The sequence below is a fragment of the Helicobacter anseris genome, from assembly GCF_003364335.1.
GTDB classification, from domain to species: Bacteria; Campylobacterota; Campylobacteria; order Campylobacterales; family Helicobacteraceae; genus Helicobacter_H; species Helicobacter_H anseris.
The window spans coordinates 61,127-79,166 of the sequence record NZ_NXLX01000005.1 but is presented as its reverse complement, the minus strand read 5'-3'; the positions used below and the strand labels follow the sequence as shown (position 1 = coordinate 79,166).

The 18,040-nt window shown below is 31.7% G+C and carries 17 protein-coding genes and 1 pseudogene; 3 read left to right on the top strand and 15 right to left on the bottom strand.

What is annotated here, in order from left to right:
• Positions 1–307 precede the first annotated feature (307 nt).
• From CQA57_RS03305 to moaA, 5 genes are all read right to left on the bottom strand, one after another.
• On the bottom strand, positions 308–895 hold the full coding sequence (locus CQA57_RS03305; protein ID WP_115578810.1) for a Fic family protein: 588 nt from the start codon (positions 893–895) through the stop codon (positions 308–310).
• A 165-nt stretch (positions 896–1,060) separates the two neighbouring features.
• On the bottom strand, positions 1,061–2,233 hold the full coding sequence (locus CQA57_RS03300; protein WP_115578809.1) for a glutathionylspermidine synthase family protein: 1,173 nt from the start codon (positions 2,231–2,233) through the stop codon (positions 1,061–1,063).
• Between the two features lie 2 nt (positions 2,234–2,235).
• Entirely contained in the window at positions 2,236–2,823 is a 588-nt protein-coding gene (locus CQA57_RS03295; RefSeq protein WP_211305536.1) for a UPF0323 family lipoprotein, read from the bottom strand.
• Positions 2,824–2,836: 13 nt separating this feature from the next.
• Positions 2,837–3,919: an aminofutalosine synthase MqnE gene (gene mqnE, locus CQA57_RS03290; RefSeq protein ID WP_115578807.1), complete on the bottom strand. Its 1,083-nt coding sequence runs from the start codon at positions 3,917–3,919 to the stop codon at positions 2,837–2,839.
• Between the two features lies 1 nt (position 3,920).
• Entirely contained in the window at positions 3,921–4,892 is a 972-nt protein-coding gene (gene moaA / locus CQA57_RS03285; protein WP_115578806.1) for a GTP 3',8-cyclase MoaA, read from the bottom strand.
• A 104-nt stretch (positions 4,893–4,996) separates the two neighbouring features.
• Between moaA and mobA the strand changes: the two genes are divergently transcribed.
• Positions 4,997–5,557, top strand: coding sequence for a molybdenum cofactor guanylyltransferase MobA (gene mobA / locus CQA57_RS03280; protein ID WP_115578805.1), 561 nt, complete (start codon positions 4,997–4,999; stop codon positions 5,555–5,557).
• Complete coding sequence (gene flhB / locus CQA57_RS03275) at positions 5,550–6,614, top strand: flagellar biosynthesis protein FlhB (protein WP_115578804.1); 1,065 nt, start codon at positions 5,550–5,552, stop codon at positions 6,612–6,614. The genes mobA and flhB overlap by 8 nt, the downstream gene beginning before the upstream one ends.
• Here flhB and CQA57_RS03270 read toward each other — a convergent pair.
• Genes CQA57_RS03270 through abc-f form a run of 6 tightly spaced genes read right to left on the bottom strand, consistent with a single transcriptional unit; the run spans position 6,606 to position 13,021 of the window.
• On the bottom strand, positions 6,606–7,973 hold the full coding sequence (locus CQA57_RS03270; protein ID WP_211305535.1) for a Na+/H+ antiporter family protein: 1,368 nt from the start codon (positions 7,971–7,973) through the stop codon (positions 6,606–6,608). The two genes, flhB and CQA57_RS03270, sit on opposite strands and share 9 nt — an antisense overlap.
• Before the next feature lies 1 nt (position 7,974).
• Positions 7,975–8,844, bottom strand: a complete 870-nt coding sequence (locus tag CQA57_RS03265) for a carbon-nitrogen hydrolase (protein WP_115578803.1) — start codon at positions 8,842–8,844, stop codon at positions 7,975–7,977.
• Positions 8,845–8,848: 4 nt separating this feature from the next.
• The gene (locus CQA57_RS03260; RefSeq protein WP_115578802.1) at positions 8,849–9,046 is read right to left on the bottom strand and encodes a hypothetical protein; all 198 of its coding nucleotides are present in this window, start codon (positions 9,044–9,046) and stop codon (positions 8,849–8,851) included.
• A 16-nt stretch (positions 9,047–9,062) separates the two neighbouring features.
• Complete coding sequence (locus CQA57_RS03255) at positions 9,063–9,725, bottom strand: ThiF family adenylyltransferase (RefSeq protein ID WP_245941844.1); 663 nt, start codon at positions 9,723–9,725, stop codon at positions 9,063–9,065.
• Positions 9,726–9,739: 14 nt separating this feature from the next.
• Complete coding sequence (locus CQA57_RS08300) at positions 9,740–11,032, bottom strand: methyl-accepting chemotaxis protein (RefSeq protein WP_115578800.1); 1,293 nt, start codon at positions 11,030–11,032, stop codon at positions 9,740–9,742.
• Positions 11,033–11,086: 54 nt separating this feature from the next.
• Positions 11,087–13,021 (bottom strand): ribosomal protection-like ABC-F family protein, encoded by a 1,935-nt coding sequence (gene abc-f / locus CQA57_RS03245; protein ID WP_115578799.1) that lies wholly within the window; start codon positions 13,019–13,021, stop codon positions 11,087–11,089.
• Between the two features lie 75 nt (positions 13,022–13,096).
• Between abc-f and CQA57_RS03240 the strand changes: the two are divergent.
• A pseudogene (locus CQA57_RS03240) lies at positions 13,097–13,777 on the top strand (MqnA/MqnD/SBP family protein); the annotation flags it as partial.
• Here CQA57_RS03240 and CQA57_RS03235 read toward each other — a convergent pair.
• Genes CQA57_RS03235 through tyrS form a run of 4 tightly spaced genes read right to left on the bottom strand, consistent with a single transcriptional unit; the run spans position 13,777 to position 18,033 of the window.
• The gene (locus tag CQA57_RS03235) at positions 13,777–14,604 is read right to left on the bottom strand and encodes a hypothetical protein (protein WP_115578797.1); all 828 of its coding nucleotides are present in this window, start codon (positions 14,602–14,604) and stop codon (positions 13,777–13,779) included. The pseudogene CQA57_RS03240 and the gene CQA57_RS03235 sit on opposite strands and share 1 nt — an antisense overlap.
• A gap of 8 nt (positions 14,605–14,612) precedes the next feature.
• Positions 14,613–15,719 (bottom strand): N-acetylmuramoyl-L-alanine amidase family protein, encoded by a 1,107-nt coding sequence (locus CQA57_RS03230; RefSeq protein WP_245941843.1) that lies wholly within the window; start codon positions 15,717–15,719, stop codon positions 14,613–14,615.
• A 2-nt stretch (positions 15,720–15,721) separates the two neighbouring features.
• On the bottom strand, positions 15,722–16,813 hold the full coding sequence (locus CQA57_RS03225) for a nitronate monooxygenase (protein WP_115578796.1): 1,092 nt from the start codon (positions 16,811–16,813) through the stop codon (positions 15,722–15,724).
• Between the two features lie 11 nt (positions 16,814–16,824).
• Positions 16,825–18,033 (bottom strand): tyrosine--tRNA ligase, encoded by a 1,209-nt coding sequence (tyrS, locus tag CQA57_RS03220; RefSeq protein WP_115578816.1) that lies wholly within the window; start codon positions 18,031–18,033, stop codon positions 16,825–16,827.
• Positions 18,034–18,040 lie beyond the last annotated feature (7 nt).

Genomic DNA, 18,040 nt, shown 5'->3' with positions numbered 1-18,040 from the left:
AGAAGTATGAAGAATAATAATTAAAAAAGAAATTAAAAGTATTAATTAAAAGTATTAAAAAGTATTTTTAATTAAAACTAAGCAGAAGAAGAAAACAAACAAAGATTTTTCCTTCTCCTGCCACCACTTAAACATTTTTATATTTTTTATTTTATTTTTTACTTTTCACTTTATAATTTTTTTGTTTTAAACAAACTAAAACAAAAAGAAATAAAACAATACTTTAAGCTTAAAAGATAAAAGAGAAATAACAAAACTCTTTAATCTTAAAATCAAATCTTAAAGTTTTATAACAAAACTCCTTAGTTTAAGTGGTGGTTGGAGAGGGAAAAGAAAGAAAATTTTTTTGTTGTTCTTTAATAAAAAATTTTTTATATCTTTTTTCATCGCTTTTTTCATAATAAGCTATCAAAGCACTTTTATAAGTATCGATTTTCTTTTTATTTAAATCTGTAAAACTTAAAATCATCTTCTTATCTTTGATTAAACTAAGGTTTTGTAAAATTCTTGATAATCTTTTATTGCAATCTTGAAAGTATTGCAAATAAGCCACATTATTATGAATATAAATTGCCTTATCAAAAGGATTTTTTATCTGATGATAATTTTGCAAGATTTTGTCCATTTGTATCTCTAGCTGGTCTGCATTTGATAAGGGGATATAATCACTTCCACTAATATATACTTTTTTGTCTCTTACTTTACCCTGTGCTGATTTTGGAAGTAAATCTTTAGAGAGTATTTGATGTAATTCTTTGATTGTTGTTTTATTTATCTCTGGTGTATAATCCACAATAAAATTAAAAGCTTCTTGAATATTGAGTATTTCAATGGCATCATTAAGAGGTTTATAGCCTGCTGTTGTTCTTGTTTGCAATAATGAGAGGGTTTCCATTTTTGTATAGGAATTTCCCTCAATCTTTGCAGTAGCATAGATAAAATCAAAGATAAATTAAAAATCACAATGATTATCAATTGCTCTTATTTCTTCTTTGCTAAAGTATTGCGTCTTTTCTAAAAAATCTGGATTAAAATGCATTTTATTTACAAATAAAATATCCTATTTTAATCTATGACTCACAAACTTAGAATAATTATCAATTATCAGACCACCTTTTCTAAAGCCTAATCCGCAAGATTCATAAGCAAAAAATACATTAGGTTGATAATAAAAATCTCCATTTGTATTTAAAGGACAAAATTCTTGATATACAGGCTTATGATTTTGATAAATCCCATCATTTTGGCAAATAATACTTCCATCCTTATCCCATATTTCTACATTTGCCCCCTCTCTTCCAAATGCTGTCTTTTTGACCTGTTTCTTGTTTTTTAGTGGCTCAAAGCTACTTTCTAGTAGCAATGGATGGTTTGGATACAAATCCCATAGAATCTTTAGCATTCTCTTGCTTTGAAAAAGAAGCGTATATGCTGGGTTTAGAAAAATGGTATTTTTATTTTCCATCATTGCTTGCATCAAAGAGGCAAGCTCTGGCTCATCAATAGCTATATTTTCCCAAGGTATCAATTTAAACAAAAATTCATAATTTTGATTTTCATAAAATACCCCATCTGTAGCAGAGAAATTTACTGCATCAATAGGTGCGTAATTTGTATTAAAACCTACAGATTGTGCTATTTCTTGCAAAAATCTTGTGGTTCTCTCTTCTTCTATATTGCCTCGCACACTAGAAAATAAAATCTTCCATCCTTCATAAAGCTCATTAAATGAACTTGTATCTCCTCCAAGCGTTATCATTCTTTTGAAATTTTCCCCGATACTCTCAAAAAGATTATTAAATTGTGCAGATTCTTCAAAGTTATTTGCCTTAAGCAATGCCCATTGCACTACTGCAGTTTCATAAAGCATTGTAGGGGTATCAGCATTAAATTCTAAAAGTTTTATCGGTGCTCCATCAAGTCCTCCAGCAAAATCAAATCTCCCATATAAATGCCAATGAATATCTTCCTCAAAGCTTTGCTTAATCATCGGGACAATAGAATTAGGTATATCTAGCTCAAAAAATAAATCATTTTCTATCACATATTCTGCTGCCTCAATATACATGTCATAAAGCTCATTACCTGCCTCATAGAATCTCTCAGCTTCTTCTTTGCTCACAACCACAAGCTCATCTTCAATATAAGGCGTATTATCTAAATCACTATGCCACTCTAATCCAATTTCTTCTAAAATCTCATTGCTTAAAGGTTTGATTTTTTCTACTTGCATTTTTAGCTCCCTGCACTTTGAGTAGAATTATTTTTAAAAAAGCCACTTTTTGCATTACTTGCTGGGGATTTTGTAGCATTTGCATTAGTATTTTTAAAGCTATTTTGACTGCGCTCATAAGCTTGAGGTGATTTATAAGTGCGTTGTTGATTTTGCTGATAGGTAGGATTATTAAATAATTTATTACCAATATAACTTCCCAAAATAGCACCTGCTGCACTTGCAAGCAAAGCACCCCCAAGCCCCAATCCTTGAGAAGAACCAGAAGTTAGCTCACTTGTATTATTCTCAATCTTTCTCTCTTCTTCTTTGATAAGTGCGTCAATTTCTTCAGGTTTTAAAACTCTCTCATTACCTTGTTTATCTCTTACTACAATATGAGTTGAATTACTAGGATATTCCTCTAAAATTTTATAACTTCCATTGCTCTGCTCTTCTAGTAAAACAAAAGCCCCTTTTTTAATACTTTGTTGCATTTGAGTTTCATTATTGTTTGCATTATTATCGCACCCCTGCAATGCAAATACCACCATCGCACTCAAACCACCAATCATTGCAAAATCTTTTACTTTTCTAAAATGCTTCATCACCTCTCCTTTTATCTTAAAATTCTTGCAATTCATTATAAAGACTATCGCGTTCAATAGCCCTAAAACCTGCATTTTTTATTTGTGCAATCATCTCTTCTTTGCTTACTCCATTTTTACTTTTTGCACCGCCAGCTGATTGTATTGATTCATTTTCAATTGTTCCATCCATATCATCTGCACCAAACTCTTGAGCCACCAATGCCAAATTTAACGACAAACTCGCCCAATAGGCTTTTATATGAGGAATATTATCAAGCAAGATTCTTGCAATGCTAATAGTTTTTAAAATTTCTTGCCCACTTAAGAAATTCTCAATTTTTAAGAAATTGTTTTGATTTTGATACACAAGGGGTATAAAGGCATTAAAGCCTCCTTGTTTGGAATCTACAATATTTTTATCCTGCTGAATATCTCTTAACCTCAACATATGATCAACGCGATGCACTCTGTTTTCTATATGCCCAAATAGCATCGTGCAATTACTCATACGACCTAATTGATGCCAATAGTGATGTATCTCTAGCCATCTTTTTGAATCTACCTTGCCCTTACAGATATATTTTCTCACTTCTTCATCAAAAATTTCTGCACCTCCACCAGGCATAGAATCTACCCCAACCTTTACCATATCTTCCAAAACTTTCTGATAGCCCTTATTAAATTTTCTATCCAAAAAATCCACTTCCGCTGCTGTCATTGCTTTAAGATGTATTTGAGGCACTGCTTTTTTTACCGCACTAAACATATCCAAATACCATTCATAAGAATAATTAGGGCTATGTGCTGAAACAATATGTACCTCTTTTGCTCCTCTCTTATAAGCATTGATTGTTTGAGAAACAATCTCATCAATACTCATTTCATAGGGGTTAGGATTCTTCCTACTAGCAGAAAACGCACAAAACTTACAAACATCTGCACAAATATTCGTGGGATTTATATGGCGATTCATATTAAAAAATACCTTGTTATCATATTTTTCTCTACGCAATCCATCTGCAACTTGCCCTAGAGTAAAAATATCATAGTCATAAAGCTTGCTTAACTCTTGAGCATTTAAATTTTCTTTTTTTAAAACCCTTTGTAATAAATCCATCTCAACCACCTGTATGATAAAAAGCTCTAGCAGAAATCTTATCTGCCTCCATAGTTGTATCCCACTGATTTTTTTCTGGTTTATTATAGACTGCTTGCTCTAAAACAGATTGAAGTTTTTGTGGATTTTTAGAAAGCAAAGCCTCTTTAGCATCAACACTATCTTGATAATAAAGACATGGACAAATAATACCATCAGCAGTAAGTCTAATGCGATTGCAAGTTTGGCAAAAATCATCATTATGAGGTGCAATAATACCAAATTGATATCCATCTTTACACGAATAAAGCTTTGCTGGGCCAATGATTTGATCTTTTGCTGTTTCAAAATCATATTTTGTTTTTATAATCTCTAAAATCTCCTTTTCTTTTAATCCCAAAAGATTGTGATTTGCATGAATATTTTCCATAAATTCAATAAATCTAATAGTGATATTTCTATGCTTGGCATAATCAAATAAATCTAAAATCTCATCACTATTGATGCCCTTCATTACCACAGTATTGATTTTCAAACCAAAATTATATTTTAGCGCTTCTTGTATTCCTGCTAAAACATTTTCTAGACCATCTTTTTTAGAAATTTGCACAATGCGTTCAGGTTTTAAAGAATCTAAAGAAATATTGATACGATCTAAGCCAGATTCTTTGAGTATCTTGGCACTCTTTTGGAGCAAAAATCCATTAGTTGTAAGAACGAGTTGCACTTCTTTGGAGTAGTTTCGCAATGCCGCTATAAAATCAGGCAAATCTTTTCTTAAAAGCGGTTCCCCTCCGGTGATACGAATTTTTTTAATACCATTATCTATAGCCACTTTCAAAAATTCCAATACATTATCTAATGGAATATATTCATCTTTATCAAAAGCATCAAAAGGAGTATTTGGCATACAATATTGACAACGAAAATTGCACTGTTTAGTCACAGAAACCCTGATATAATCTATCTTTCTTCCAAAAGTATCTTTTAACATTTACAACCTTATATAAATATATGTATAACGATTATTAGTTCTAAAAATTGCTCTAAAAATCCTATAATCATACAATTATTTTTTTAATCAAAAAAGGATATAGTTTGCAACTCCCTTGTGTGATTTTATGCGGTGGAAAAAGCTCAAGAATGGGCAGCGATAAAGCACTTTTAAATTTTAAAAATCAATCTCTTATAACATACCAATACAATAAAATGTCTTCACTTTTTAAAGAAGTTTATATCAGTGCTAAAAAATCTTATGAAAACCTCCCCCTACTCAAAGAAAACCAGGATTCTTTTTCTCCTCTTTTTGGAATCTTAAATGCCTTTGAAACACTACATACAGAAAGAATCTTTTTTATTTGTGTAGATACGCCATTTATTACACTCTCTAATATTCAAAAACTCATAGATTCTATGCCCAATCAATCTTTGATACATTTTGCAAAAACACCAAAAAACAAGCACTTTCTCACCTCCATTTGGCATAAAAAAACAATCCCTTTAATTAAAAAGTGCCTTCAAAATCAAGAATACAAAATATCCAAACTTTTTGAACAATGCCAAGTAAGCTCTTTGGAGTATCACCAAGAATCAGAATTTTTCAATCTCAATACACAAGAACAATATCTCTTGGCACTAAAGGAAATAACAAATGGCTGATGAACAAGAAAAGCAAGAAGCCCCTTCTGCTAGAAAAATACAAAAAGCGCGAGAAGAGGGAAATGTCGCAAAAAGTCCTGAGATTGTTGCATTTTTAGGATTTATAGTAGGGATTTTTACTATCTTTGCTCTTTTTCCCTTTTGGCTTAATAATTTTGAGGGGATTTATATTACCTGCTTACAATTTTTTAATACCGACTTTACTTTTAATAATATTTTCAATCTTTTTTTGATATTGCTATGGCGTATAGCACTTATGCTCTTACCCATATTTCTTGCACTTATGCTTGCGGGTATTATTGGGAATATTGCCCAATTTGGTTTTTTACTAGCACCCAAAGTATTAAAACCAAAACTTAGCAAACTTAATCCTATTAAAGGATTAAAAAATATTTTTTCTTTAAAAAAACTTCTAGATGGGATTTTGATTACACTTAAAGTTTTTATTGCATTTATTTTAGGAGGGGGATTATTACTTTTATTTTTACAACAAATCCCACAAGTAGCTATGTTTAATCTTTTTTCACAAATGATTTGGGTGAGAGATAAGGCTTTGATTCTGATTGCAGTTTTATTGATTTTATTTTTTGTAATGGCAATGTCTGATTTTCTTATCAAAAAATATCAATACATCAAATCTTTGCGTATGAGCAAACAAGAAGTAAAAGATGAGTATAAACAACAAGAAGGTAATCCTGAGGTCAAAGCAAAAATCCGTCAAATTATGATGAAAAATACTGTAGGAAAAATGATGAGTGCAATTCCATCTGCAGATGTTGTAGTCACAAATCCTACACACTATGCAATTGCATTACGCTTCTCTGAAAAAGATCCCGCTCCTGTTGTTGTTGCCAAAGGAGTGGATCATCTTGCTATTAGAATCAAAGGCATTGCAAGAGAACATAATATAGAAATTATTGAGAATCCAAAATTAGCCAGAGCACTCTATAAACAGGTGGATTTGGAAGAACCTATTCCTAGAAGTCTTTTTGAAGCAGTCGCAATTGTATTTGCACAGATTAAATCTATGCAAGAAAAGCATAGAAAATCAACCTAAAATCAATGCTCCAATAAGACCAAAAATCAAAAGAGGTATATTAAAAGCAATAAAAGTAGGCACACAAGTATCCCAAATATGATTATGCTTGCCATCTGCATTTAAACCCATTGTAGGTCCAATAGTAGTGTCAGCTGCAGGGGAACCAGCATCTCCTAAAGCCCCAGCAATCCCTAAAAGTAAGATTGTAGCAGGGATTCCAAAACCAAGCTCCATACACAATGGGCAGTAAAATGTAGCAATGATAGGCAATGTTCCAAATGAAGTTCCTATACCCATCGTAACAAACAATCCTACCATTAACATCAGCAATGCTCCACCAAATTTCCCTCCTACCATACTAGCCACAGTTTCTATAAACTCCTTAACTCCGCCTGTAGAATCTAAAACTGCACCAAAACCAGAAGCAATAAGCATTACAAAAGCGATAAATGCCATAGAAACAACGCCATCTTCTACAATCTTATCCATACTTTTCCACTTAATGACGCCAAAAAGTATCATACACATCACACCTACAAATGCACCAAGTGGTAAAGAAGAGCTTAAAATCTGCACCACAAAAGCAATTGCTGCGCTAAATAGTGCCAAATAATCCTTTGTTTGCAATGTGACATTTTCTAAAATTTCAAATTTTTCTTCAATCTGCTTACTATCATATTCTCTAGGTTTTGCATATAAAATTAAAACCGCAATAACCAAACCAACAAGCATAGCAAGACCACCTATCCACATAACACTTGCAATATCTGCTATGCTAACATCAATACCTCTTTTTATCATCTGCTCTTTGATGATTGTATGATAAATCAATCCAAAACCAACAGGAATACAAACATAAGGAGCTTCTAGTCCAAAAGCCAAAGCACAAGCCACAGCCCTCCTATCAAGCTTCATTAGATTCATTACACCTAGGAGTGGAGGGATTAGGATTGGTATAAATGCAATATGTATAGGAATAAGATTTTGTGAAAAGCAAGCAACAAAAGCAATTAAAAAACAAAACAAAGTATTTTTCTTATTGACCCATAAGGAAATCTTATAAATTAGCACTTTTGTTAAATTACCTTTACTAATAGCAACAGCCAAGATACCTAAAAAAACATAGCTTAAAGCCGTGGATAAATTCCCACTCATTCCCTCAATCATCATTTTCATCGTATTGATGATAGAGCTTTCTAAAGTATGCAAATTTGCACCAAGATTCTCAAAACTCCAATTTTCAATCACTTTTATCTGTGCCACAACTCCAGCAACAAGAGAAGCGACCACTATGGATAAAAATACATTAAAACGTAATAAACAAAGCATTATCATTACAAAAATTGATAATACCGCAGGATTTGCAAGCAATAGCATATTATTTATCACAATACCTTTTTAAAATCTCACCATAACTATCAATACGCCTATCTCTTAAAAAAGGCCAAATTCTTCTAACCTCTTCACTACGCCTTTTGTCAATATCTATATAAAGCACCTCTTCCTTATCACTACTTGCTTGTGCTAATATCTCACCCTGAGCCCCAAAAGCAAAAGAAGAGCCCCAAAATAAAATCCCCCCACCTATCTTATCTGCCTCAAATCCCACACGATTTACAGCAACAACAGGAATACCATTTGCAATAGCATGTCCCCTCTGGACTGCAATCCAAGCTTCCCTTTGTCTATTCTTTTCTTCAGTACTATCACTCTCAAACCACCCTATTGCCGTAGGGTAAATTAATATCTCAGCACCTTTTAATGCCATGATACGCGCAGCCTCTGGATACCATTGATCCCAGCACACCAGAACTCCAAGTCTTCCAACACTTGTGTCAATAGGTTCAAATCCCAAATCCCCTGGTGTAAAATAAAATTTTTCATAAAAATTTGGATCATCAGGTATATGCATTTTTCTATATTTTCCTGCGATGCTACCATCTTTTTCAAAAACTACTGCAGTATTATGATAAAGACCAGCACTACGCCTTTCAAATAAAGAGCTTACTAAAACTACTTGAAATTGCTTTGCTAAATCTGCATAAAACTTTATATCTTCTTCAAAAAAACAACCCAAATCAAAAGTCTCTACTAGCTCTTCTTGGCAAAAATATTGCGTATTATGCAACTCTTGCAAAATCACTAGCTTAGCACCATTTAAAGCACTTTCTTTAATCTTTGAAGCTATAAAATTCATCGTAGCTTCTCTTGATTGCTTAAAAGAATGTTGTATAAGAGATACTTTCACTTATTTACTCATCTTCATAATCAGAATCTGGGTTTTGGTAATCATCATCATCATAACCATTATAATATCCATGATTTTCATCCTCATCATCTTCAAAGACATCTTCTTGATTATCATATTCATCATCTTCAAATAATAAAATACGCAAATCATCACATAGTTTCTTCAAAAAGAAAAAATTATCATTTATTGCTAAATTCAAGTTTATACTCCTTATCTTATTTATGAATATTTTTTAAAATATCCTTAATTACTTCACTACCTATTTGCAAACCAAAACTTGCAGTAACGGCACTAAAACTTCCCAAAACCTTACACTTTGGTTCCTCTGGACTAAAAATTGCCTTAAATTTCCCCCTAAATTTTATTTTCTTCAATTCCTCTTTAAGCTTCCTACCAAATCTATCCCCATAAACATTCCAAATATTATCTACCTTGATAAACAAAGGATCAATCTTTTTTGCACTCCCAGTAGAACTGATATATCTCCCATAAGAAAAATCTTTGCAACGATTTGCTAGCATCACTTTTGCAGGTATATCATCAATTGCATCAACTACATAGTCATATTTTTCAAATTCAAAATTTTCTATAAATGCTTGATCTACATAAGCTTGAATAGGCTCAATACCCTTATACATCTGAGCTAAAACCTTGACTTTTGCTTCTCCAATTTGATGAGAGCCAATCTGACGATTTTGATTTGTAACATCAAAAACATCCTTATCCACAATAGTGATATTTCCAATACCTACTCTATAGAGGCAATCAATAGCAAAACCTCCTACTCCTCCTACTCCAAAAATAACAACACTCTTTTTTTTAAAGTGCTCAAAATTATCTCCGAATAAAAAGCGTGTGCGAGTAAATCTATCTTCCACAATCAAAACCTAATTTATTGCAAAGAAATTGCATTTGCAACTTCCTCAGAACTTGCACGAATTTTATCCATAAACTCTTTTGCATCATTTGCAAGTTTTACGCTATCTTCCACCTCACTAATTGATACTTTAATAGATTCTACAACTTGTGAAGTTACATCTCTGATAGAATTGATTGTTGTTGTAATTTCAGTGATAGATCGACCTGTCCTCTCTGCTAGTTTTCTAACCTCATCAGCTACAACTGCAAAACCTCTTCCATGCTCACCAGCTCTTGCAGCTTCTATTGCAGCATTTAATGCCAAGAGATTTGTCTGATCAGCAATATCTTTAATTGTTTGAATGATAGATTTAATTTCATCTGATTGTGCATTTAAAGAAACAACCAAATCTGAACTTGCCTGCATTGTTTGGGCAATATGCCTTACATTTTGTGCTGTTCTCTCAATCACTTCTTTTCCATCAAAAGTTAATTTATCATTTCGTTGCGCAAGCTCTGAAGCAAGTTTATTCTTTTGTTTGTCTCTTTCAATTTGCTGTGTAACATCAGAAGCAAATTTAACAACTTTATAAATCTTTCCATCAATATTATAAATTGGATTATAGCTTGCCTCAAGATAAACCACCTTTCCATCTTTTGCTATGCGATTAAAAAGTCCAGATTGAAAAGAACCAGATCTTAAATCCTCCCAAAATTTTGAATATTCTTTTGATTTTACAAATTCTGTATTACAGAACATGCTATGATGCTTACCTATGATTTCATCAAGACTATATCCCATTGTTCTTAAAAAGTTTTCATTTGCATTTAAAATCTTGCCATTTAAATCAAATTCAATACAAGCCATGGAACGATCTACAGCATTCACGATTCCTTTTAAATCTAACTGCTCCTTGCGTCTTTGAGTAATCTCAGATGCAAAAATCACAATTCTTGCAACTTGATTATTAGCTCCAGATATAGGTAAAAAATTTGCCTCAAACCACAAATCAGCATCATCTCTTCTAGAGCATCGAATCACTTGAGTTTTTGTGTGTCCTTCTTGAACTTCCTTCCACACATTGCTATATTCTGCGGATCTTAAAAATACTGGGTGTAAAAAATCTTCAAAATTTTTACCTCGTAAATACTCTTCGCTCACCCCTAGCATATTTGCAAAATTTTTATTTGCATCAATAATTACACCATTTGGTTGTAAAATAATTCCAGACATACACTCTCTAATAGCTACAATTACACTTTCTAAATAATCATTTCTACTCTTTAATTTTAAAAATTCATCTTTCATTTTGTTTGCAAAAAACATCAAAGCTCTCCTAAAAAATACTCCAAAAAAATAAAGTGTATTGTAGCAAAAAAATCAAAAATTACTCTTTTTTTCTTCGAGTTCAAAATAGCGTTCCAACTTGCTTTCTAAGGTATTTTTAGCTTCTTGTAATTCTAAGGCTAATGAGCTAATATCTTTTTTTTCATAATTATTCAAATCTGATAATTCATCTTCAATTTCTTTTATTTTTTGCTCCAAAGTCTCAATCTCTGATGGAAGTAAATCAAGCTCTCTTTGCTCCATATAACTCAGCTTACTTTGTATTTTTTTTGACTTAATAATTTTACTTTGCTCATCTTCTTGTATTTGTATTTCTAAATTCTCATATTCGCTTATTTCTTTTTGAATATCTAAAAACTCACTATAAGTAAAATAACTTTCTTGCACCATACCCCTTCCACTAAAAATCAACAACTTATCTGCAATCTTATCTACAAAATAACGATCATGACTTACAAAAATAATACTACCTTGAAACTTTTGTAAATATTCTTCTAAAATATTTATTGTTTGAATATCAAGATCATTGGTTGGTTCATCTAAAATCAAGCAATCATAAGCTTTTGTAAAAAGTAGAGCTAACCCAACGCGATTTTTTTCTCCCCCACTTAAACTTCCAATCTTTTGATCTAAAAACTCCTTTGGAAATAAAAAATTTTTTAAATACCCATAGACATGAATATGTTTTCCATAAACATCTACATGATCCCCTCCATTTGGGCAAAATGTTTCAAGCAATGTTTTTTCATCATCCAAAAAACTCTTTTGCTGATCAAAATATCCAATGGAAATATGCTCTCCAACTTTCAAATTTCCCTTGTCATAGGGTATTTGTCTTAATAAAATTTTCAATAAAGTAGATTTACCACTTCCATTTTTTCCTACAATTGCTATTTTATCTCTCTGCAAAATTCGCAAATTCAAAGCTTCTAAGAGAATCTTATTTTCAATTTTTTTATATAAATTTTCTAATTCAAAGAGGACTTTTTTATTATTTTTTGGTTGATTCTCTTTTATTTTATTTTGCTCCCTCTGCAACTCTAAACGCATTGTTCTAATTAAGCTTGGATTTGTTTTTGCCTTCTGTCTAAGTTCTAATACCCTGGCTTTTCTCCCCTCATTTCTCTTTCTTCTAGCTTGCACCCCCCTACTAAGCCACTCCTCTTCTACTCTTAAAAGTTTTAATAAATTCTCATGCTCCTTGGCAAGATTTTGCAACATTTGCTCTTTTGTTTTGAGATAATTTTGATATCCCCCAATAAAGTTTTGCACCCCTCCTTTATCCACTTCAATGATTCTATGAGCAAGTCTATCAATAAAATAACGATCATGGCTAATAAATACAATACTTGCCTTTAGGGATAAAATTTGTTCTTCTAGAAATTCTACACTTTCTACATCAAGATGATTTGTAGGCTCATCTAAAATAAATACATCTGCTTTCTTCACCAAAGTAGTAGCCAATGAAAGTCTTTTTTGCTCTCCTCCACTTAGAGAGTTTGCTATACGATCTTTTAACTCATAAAGAAAAAATTTTTCTAAAATATCATGAATTTTTTCTTCTAGATTCCATGCATTGTGTTGCGTAATAAAATCTATTGCCTCTGCTTGCTCTTGCAATAACCTATTATCCTGATCTTGCAAGAGTTTTTTTTCTAATTCCTTTAATTTTTCATGTGCAAATCTCAAGTCTTCTAAAGCTTCTTGGCAAACTTCATAAACTGTTTTTAATGGAGGAAATTCTATATTTTGACTTAAAGTAACAATTTTTAAATCATTTTTAAGAACTCTTTTTCCCTCATCGCACTCTAAATCTCTAGAAATAATTTTTATTAAGGTAGATTTACCGCTTCCATTTTTTCCAATAATTGCAACCCTCTCACCTTCTTGTAGAGAAAAATTAACTTGATTTAATATGATTTTATGATCAAATTGTTTGCTTATATTTATCAAACTCAACAACGACATACTTCTTTATCCTAAATTAACCCTAATATGATTTTTTTTTCCTAAAATGCTAACAAATTTTTTTGAGGATTTATTATGCGTTTTGGAAAAATAGATTATCTCAATCTTGCTCCATTTGACATTTTTATCAAATCTTATCCCACTACCTCTGGTTTTAAAAAATTTTTATATTTACACAAGTCTTATCCTGCAAGATTAAATCAAGATTTTTTATTTAGAAGAATTGATGCTGGTTTTATTTCTTCCATTGCTGGATATTATGCACATCAAAAAAAACTTGCCACAAAAAGTGGCATTATTGCAAAAGGTGATGTATGGAGTGTTATTTTACTTCCAAATCCTTCAAAAAAAGACTATCAATCTGCTACATCAAATGCACTCTGTGAAGTTTTGAAGCTAAAAGGGGAAGTGCTTATTGGCGATAGAGCTCTTTTGCATCGCTATCAAGAAAAAGAACATATTGACATGGGAAAAATATGGTTTCAAAAACACCAACTTCCTTTTGTTTTTGGGAGACTATGTTTCAATAAACATAAAAAATTCTATGAAAAAATCTCTCTTGAATTTAATCAAAAAAAAATAAAAATTCCTTACTACTTACTTCAGCAATATGAAACAAAAAGCCAAATTGACAAAAAATATATCTTAAGGTATCTCAAAAATATTTACTATAAAATAGGCAAAAAAGAACTTTTAGGGCTTCAAAGATTCTACAGAGAATTACTTTTTAAACAAATCCAAAAGCCTATGCGTTTTCATTCTTTAACAAAATCTTCAAACATCCACTCACAACACCATGATAAAAATGCAAGCAAATAAAAGCAATAACGAACATTATAATAATCAGCCCTAGCCAAAACACTTGAACAATACAAAACAATAAAAATCACAACAATTAAAAATAATAAATTTGCATATTCATAGAATCTAAAGAGATATTTCTTTTTTACAAAAACAATTAAAAGCAATAATAAAGAAAGCAAAAAAGCAAACAAATCTACATAAAGATAAAAATTTGCCTTATCGTAATAAGGCTGTATGGCATTAGCAATAATAAATAAAATACATACATTGATTGAAGGAAAAATTTTATGTGCAACAAGATGCAAAGATTTTTGTGCATTAAAATGCCAATTTAAAGCCAAAAATCCCAAAGGGCACAAAATGAAAAAACAATAAATAAAACTAGAGAGCAAAATCTCAAAATAATTCACTTCCAAAAGAGCAAAGAAATCAAGATATACAAGCTCATAAGAATTAAAATGTAAAGTATTGATAAAGTCTTTATCTGGGGCACTCACTACAAAAACCCAAACAAATAAAAATAAAAAGGCAATAAAACTTGCAATAAAAGATTTTACAAAGTCTCCCTTGTTTTTCATATTTGATATTATCAAATAACTTATTGCAGAAAACACCACAAGGAAAATAACAGTATTAGCAATTAAATCATAAGCAAAACCATCTTTACATAACAAAAAAAATAATTGAGAAAAAGTTTGACTTACTTCTGATACCACAATCCCTAGTATTGCAAAAACTAAAAAAAAGAAAAAAACATAAGATGCGATGGCTTTAATCATTTAAAAACTCAAAAATTTTTTGCAATAAAACTATCAACACCATTGGCAATTCCTACTGCTAAGGCATTTTGATATTCTTTATCACTAATACGCCTTGCTTCTATTTGGCTAGAATTGTATCCAATCTCAATAAGTATTGAAGGCATCAAGGCACCTGCTAAAACCCAAAATGGGCCCTCTCTTACACCACCATCAACTACACCATCATATTTTTTTCTCAACTCCCTTAAAATGCCTATCTGTATATCAATTGCAAGTTTATTAGATGCTATAAGACGATGAGAATTTAATGTATTTAAAAAAGAAAGCTTAGAAAAGTAATTCATTGTTTCTACATCACCTTTATTTTCTTGCTCTGCAACACCTTTGGCTCTTTCACTCCTTGCTGTGGATAAAAAATAAGTTTCCACCCCTTGAGAATCTGGGCTAGAAGTTTTTGCGACAGAATTTGCATGTATTGAGATGAATAAATCAGCATTTTTTGCGTTTGCCATTTCTGTGCGCTTCTTTAAATCAACATACACATCACTATTGCGTGTCATAAATACCACATAACCCCTTTTTTTTAACTCCTGTTCCAAAATTTTTCCAACACTCAAAACAATAACTTTTTCACAAATTTTTGTAACCCCCATAGCACCACAATCTTTACCACCATGACCAGGATCAATCACCACCCTATATGCTTTTTTATTCAATTGGTTTTTTTTCTCTAAAATAGTAGGCATAGTCTTTGTAGCACTTTTTTCCTGTAGCAGTGGTATCTCATCAACAAAACTAATATAAAGTGTTTTCTCTACTATTTTTGTTTTATAAGAAATATTTTTATTTCCTACAATCACTATACGAATAATTTTCGGGGTATTTTGTGCAACAATAATTTGCACCTGATTTGAAAAATCATATTTTTTTTTTGCAAAGGGAATAAGTGCGGCTTCTACTTCCAAAAAGCTTTTGAAACCTCCTATTTTCTTCTCTTTTAAATCTTTTTGCTGGATTTTTTGATTAAAAACAAGTTTAAGACTACTTGCCCCAAAAGGAACTACTTGCATAACTTTCAAGTTTGATGCAACAAGAAATGCACCAAACAAAATTAAACAAGCAATAAAACGCACATTTATCCCTTGACCAATTCCTCAATCAATTCATTTACGTGTAATATTTTTTCAACCCTATATCCATTTGCACCACTAAAAAAAAGTCCCTCTCGCACATCTCCTAAATGCCCCTTACCTAAACTATCAGCAATACAATAACCAACAAGCTTGGCTTCTTGACCTCTTTGACACGGAGCAACACAATTACTGATGCATCTTATTTTTGGTGCATTGCCTTCTTTTAATCTCTCTAAAACCCCTATATTTAAAGCCCTTGCAGGATATCCTACTGGAGATTTCACCAAAACAATATCCTCTTTTTTTATAGAAGGTAATATATCCGCATACGCTTTTGCGTCACACTCATATGTTCCCAAAAATCTTGTAGCCATCTGCACTCCACTAGCCCCCAAAGCAATCATTCTATCAATATCTTGCCTATCCCAAATACCTCCAGCAGCAATTACTGGTATCTCTCCCCAATTTTTTGCTTCCTCCACTACTAATGGCACAATATTTTCAAGCTGATACTCTTCCTTAAAACAATCCTCATATTTAAAACCCTGATGCCCACCACTCAATGGTCCCTCTACAATAACTGCATCTGGTATGCGATCATAACGATCCCTCCATCTTTTACATAAAATTTTTAAAGCTTTTGCAGAAGAAACAATGGGTATTAAAGCTACATCAGGAAAGTTTTTTGTAAATTCTGGCATATTTGTAGGCAATCCTGCACCTGTAATAATAAAATTTGCACCAGCTTCACAAGCATCTCTTACTACACGACCATATTCATTGATTGCATATAAAATATTTGCTCCTAAGGGGCTGTCACCGCAAATCTTTCTTGCATTTTTAAAAATTTCATTCAAAGCATTCTTGGAATAAAAATTTATAGCCTCAAAGGGTTTTGAAGCGACAATTTTTTCAATAAACTGTAATTTTTTATAATATCCCGTTCCAACAGCACTAATAATCCCTAAAGCTCCGCATTTAGAAACATTTCCTGCCAATTCATCCCAACTAATCCCAACTCCCATACCCCCTTGAAAAATAGGATATTTAATCGTATATTTACCAATCTTAAGAGGTTTTAGTGTTGTTATCATTATTTTTCCCTTTAATTAATTTTTAAACGCAAAAAGTGTCTTTTTCCAAGCTGTAAAATATATTCTCCTTGAGAAAACTTAAAGTTTTCATCAAAAAGTTTTTCTTGATTTAATTTTACTGCACCAGCCTTAATTTCTCTTCTAGCTTGTGATGTAGAAGGTGACATTTTTGCTTCTACCAAAATTTTACAAATCCATTCTCCAGAATCAAAACTTAATTCTCTTATATCATCAGGAATTGACTTTTTTGTAAAAATTTTATCAAAAACTTCTTTTGCCTCTTGTGCCAAATTATCAGAATGATATCTAGCAGTTATTTCCAAAGCCAATACTTCTTTAATTTTTTTTGGATGCAAAACTCCAGTTTTTACACCCTCTTTTAATGCTTCAATATCTCTAAGAGATTTTTGACTTAATAATTCATAATATCTCCACATCAAAACATCAGAAATGCTCATAATTTTAGCATACATTACTTGAGATTCTTCAGTAACCCCAATATAATTTTTTAAACTTTTGCTCATCTTATTTACACCATCCAACCCTTCTAGCAAAGGCATTGTCATGATGGATTGTTCTTTTTTAAGACCATATGCTCTTTGCATATTTCTACCCATTAAAAGATTAAATTTTTGATCATTTCCACCAAGTTCAATATCACAATTTAAAGCTACTGAATCATAGCCTTGCAACAACGGATAAATAAACTCTACAACACTAATTGGCATATTATTTTTATATCTTTTTTCAAAATCATCCCTCTCTAACATTCTTGCAACAGAAAATTTTGAAGTTAATTGCACTATTCCAGCAGATCCAAGTTCATTTAGCCACTTTGAGTTAAAACAAATTTCTGTGTATTTAGGATCTAAAATTTTAAAAACTTGTTCTTGATATGTCCTTGCATTCTGCTCTACTTCTTGAGCTTCTAGAGGTTTTCTAGTTTCACTTTTTCCTGTAGGATCCCCTATCCTAGCAGTAAAATCACCAATTAAGAATTTTATTTTTCCCCCAAACTTTTGAAAAGTCGCTAATTTTTGAATTAAAACCGTATGACCTAAATGCAAATCTGGGGCTGTAGGATCAAAACCTGCTTTGACAACAAAGCGCTCCTGTGTTTCAAAAAATTTTTGCACCAAACTGGCAATATACTCCTCCCCTATCAATTCAACACTACCACGCTTGATCTCTAGCATAGCCTCTTGAACTCTTAATGCTATCTCACTA

Coding starts and splice junctions, on each gene's coding strand:
- CQA57_RS08300 (WP_115578800.1), bottom strand. CDS start 11,032: ATGTTTTTTGCAAACAAAATGAAAGATGAATTTTTAAAATTAAAGAGT.
- abc-f (WP_115578799.1), bottom strand. CDS start 13,021: ATGTCGTTGTTGAGTTTGATAAATATAAGCAAACAATTTGATCATAAA.
- moaA (WP_115578806.1), bottom strand. CDS start 4,892: ATGTTAAAAGATACTTTTGGAAGAAAGATAGATTATATCAGGGTTTCT.
- CQA57_RS03225 (WP_115578796.1), bottom strand. CDS start 16,813: ATGATAACAACACTAAAACCTCTTAAGATTGGTAAATATACGATTAAA.
- CQA57_RS03300 (WP_115578809.1), bottom strand. CDS start 2,233: ATGCAAGTAGAAAAAATCAAACCTTTAAGCAATGAGATTTTAGAAGAA.
- CQA57_RS03305 (WP_115578810.1), bottom strand. CDS start 895: ATGGAAACCCTCTCATTATTGCAAACAAGAACAACAGCAGGCTATAAA.
- CQA57_RS03270 (WP_211305535.1), bottom strand. CDS start 7,973: ATGCTATTGCTTGCAAATCCTGCGGTATTATCAATTTTTGTAATGATA.
- mqnE (WP_115578807.1), bottom strand. CDS start 3,919: ATGGATTTATTACAAAGGGTTTTAAAAAAAGAAAATTTAAATGCTCAA.
- flhB (WP_115578804.1), top strand. CDS start 5,550: ATGGCTGATGAACAAGAAAAGCAAGAAGCCCCTTCTGCTAGAAAAATA.
- CQA57_RS03235 (WP_115578797.1), bottom strand. CDS start 14,604: ATGATTAAAGCCATCGCATCTTATGTTTTTTTCTTTTTTTTAGTTTTT.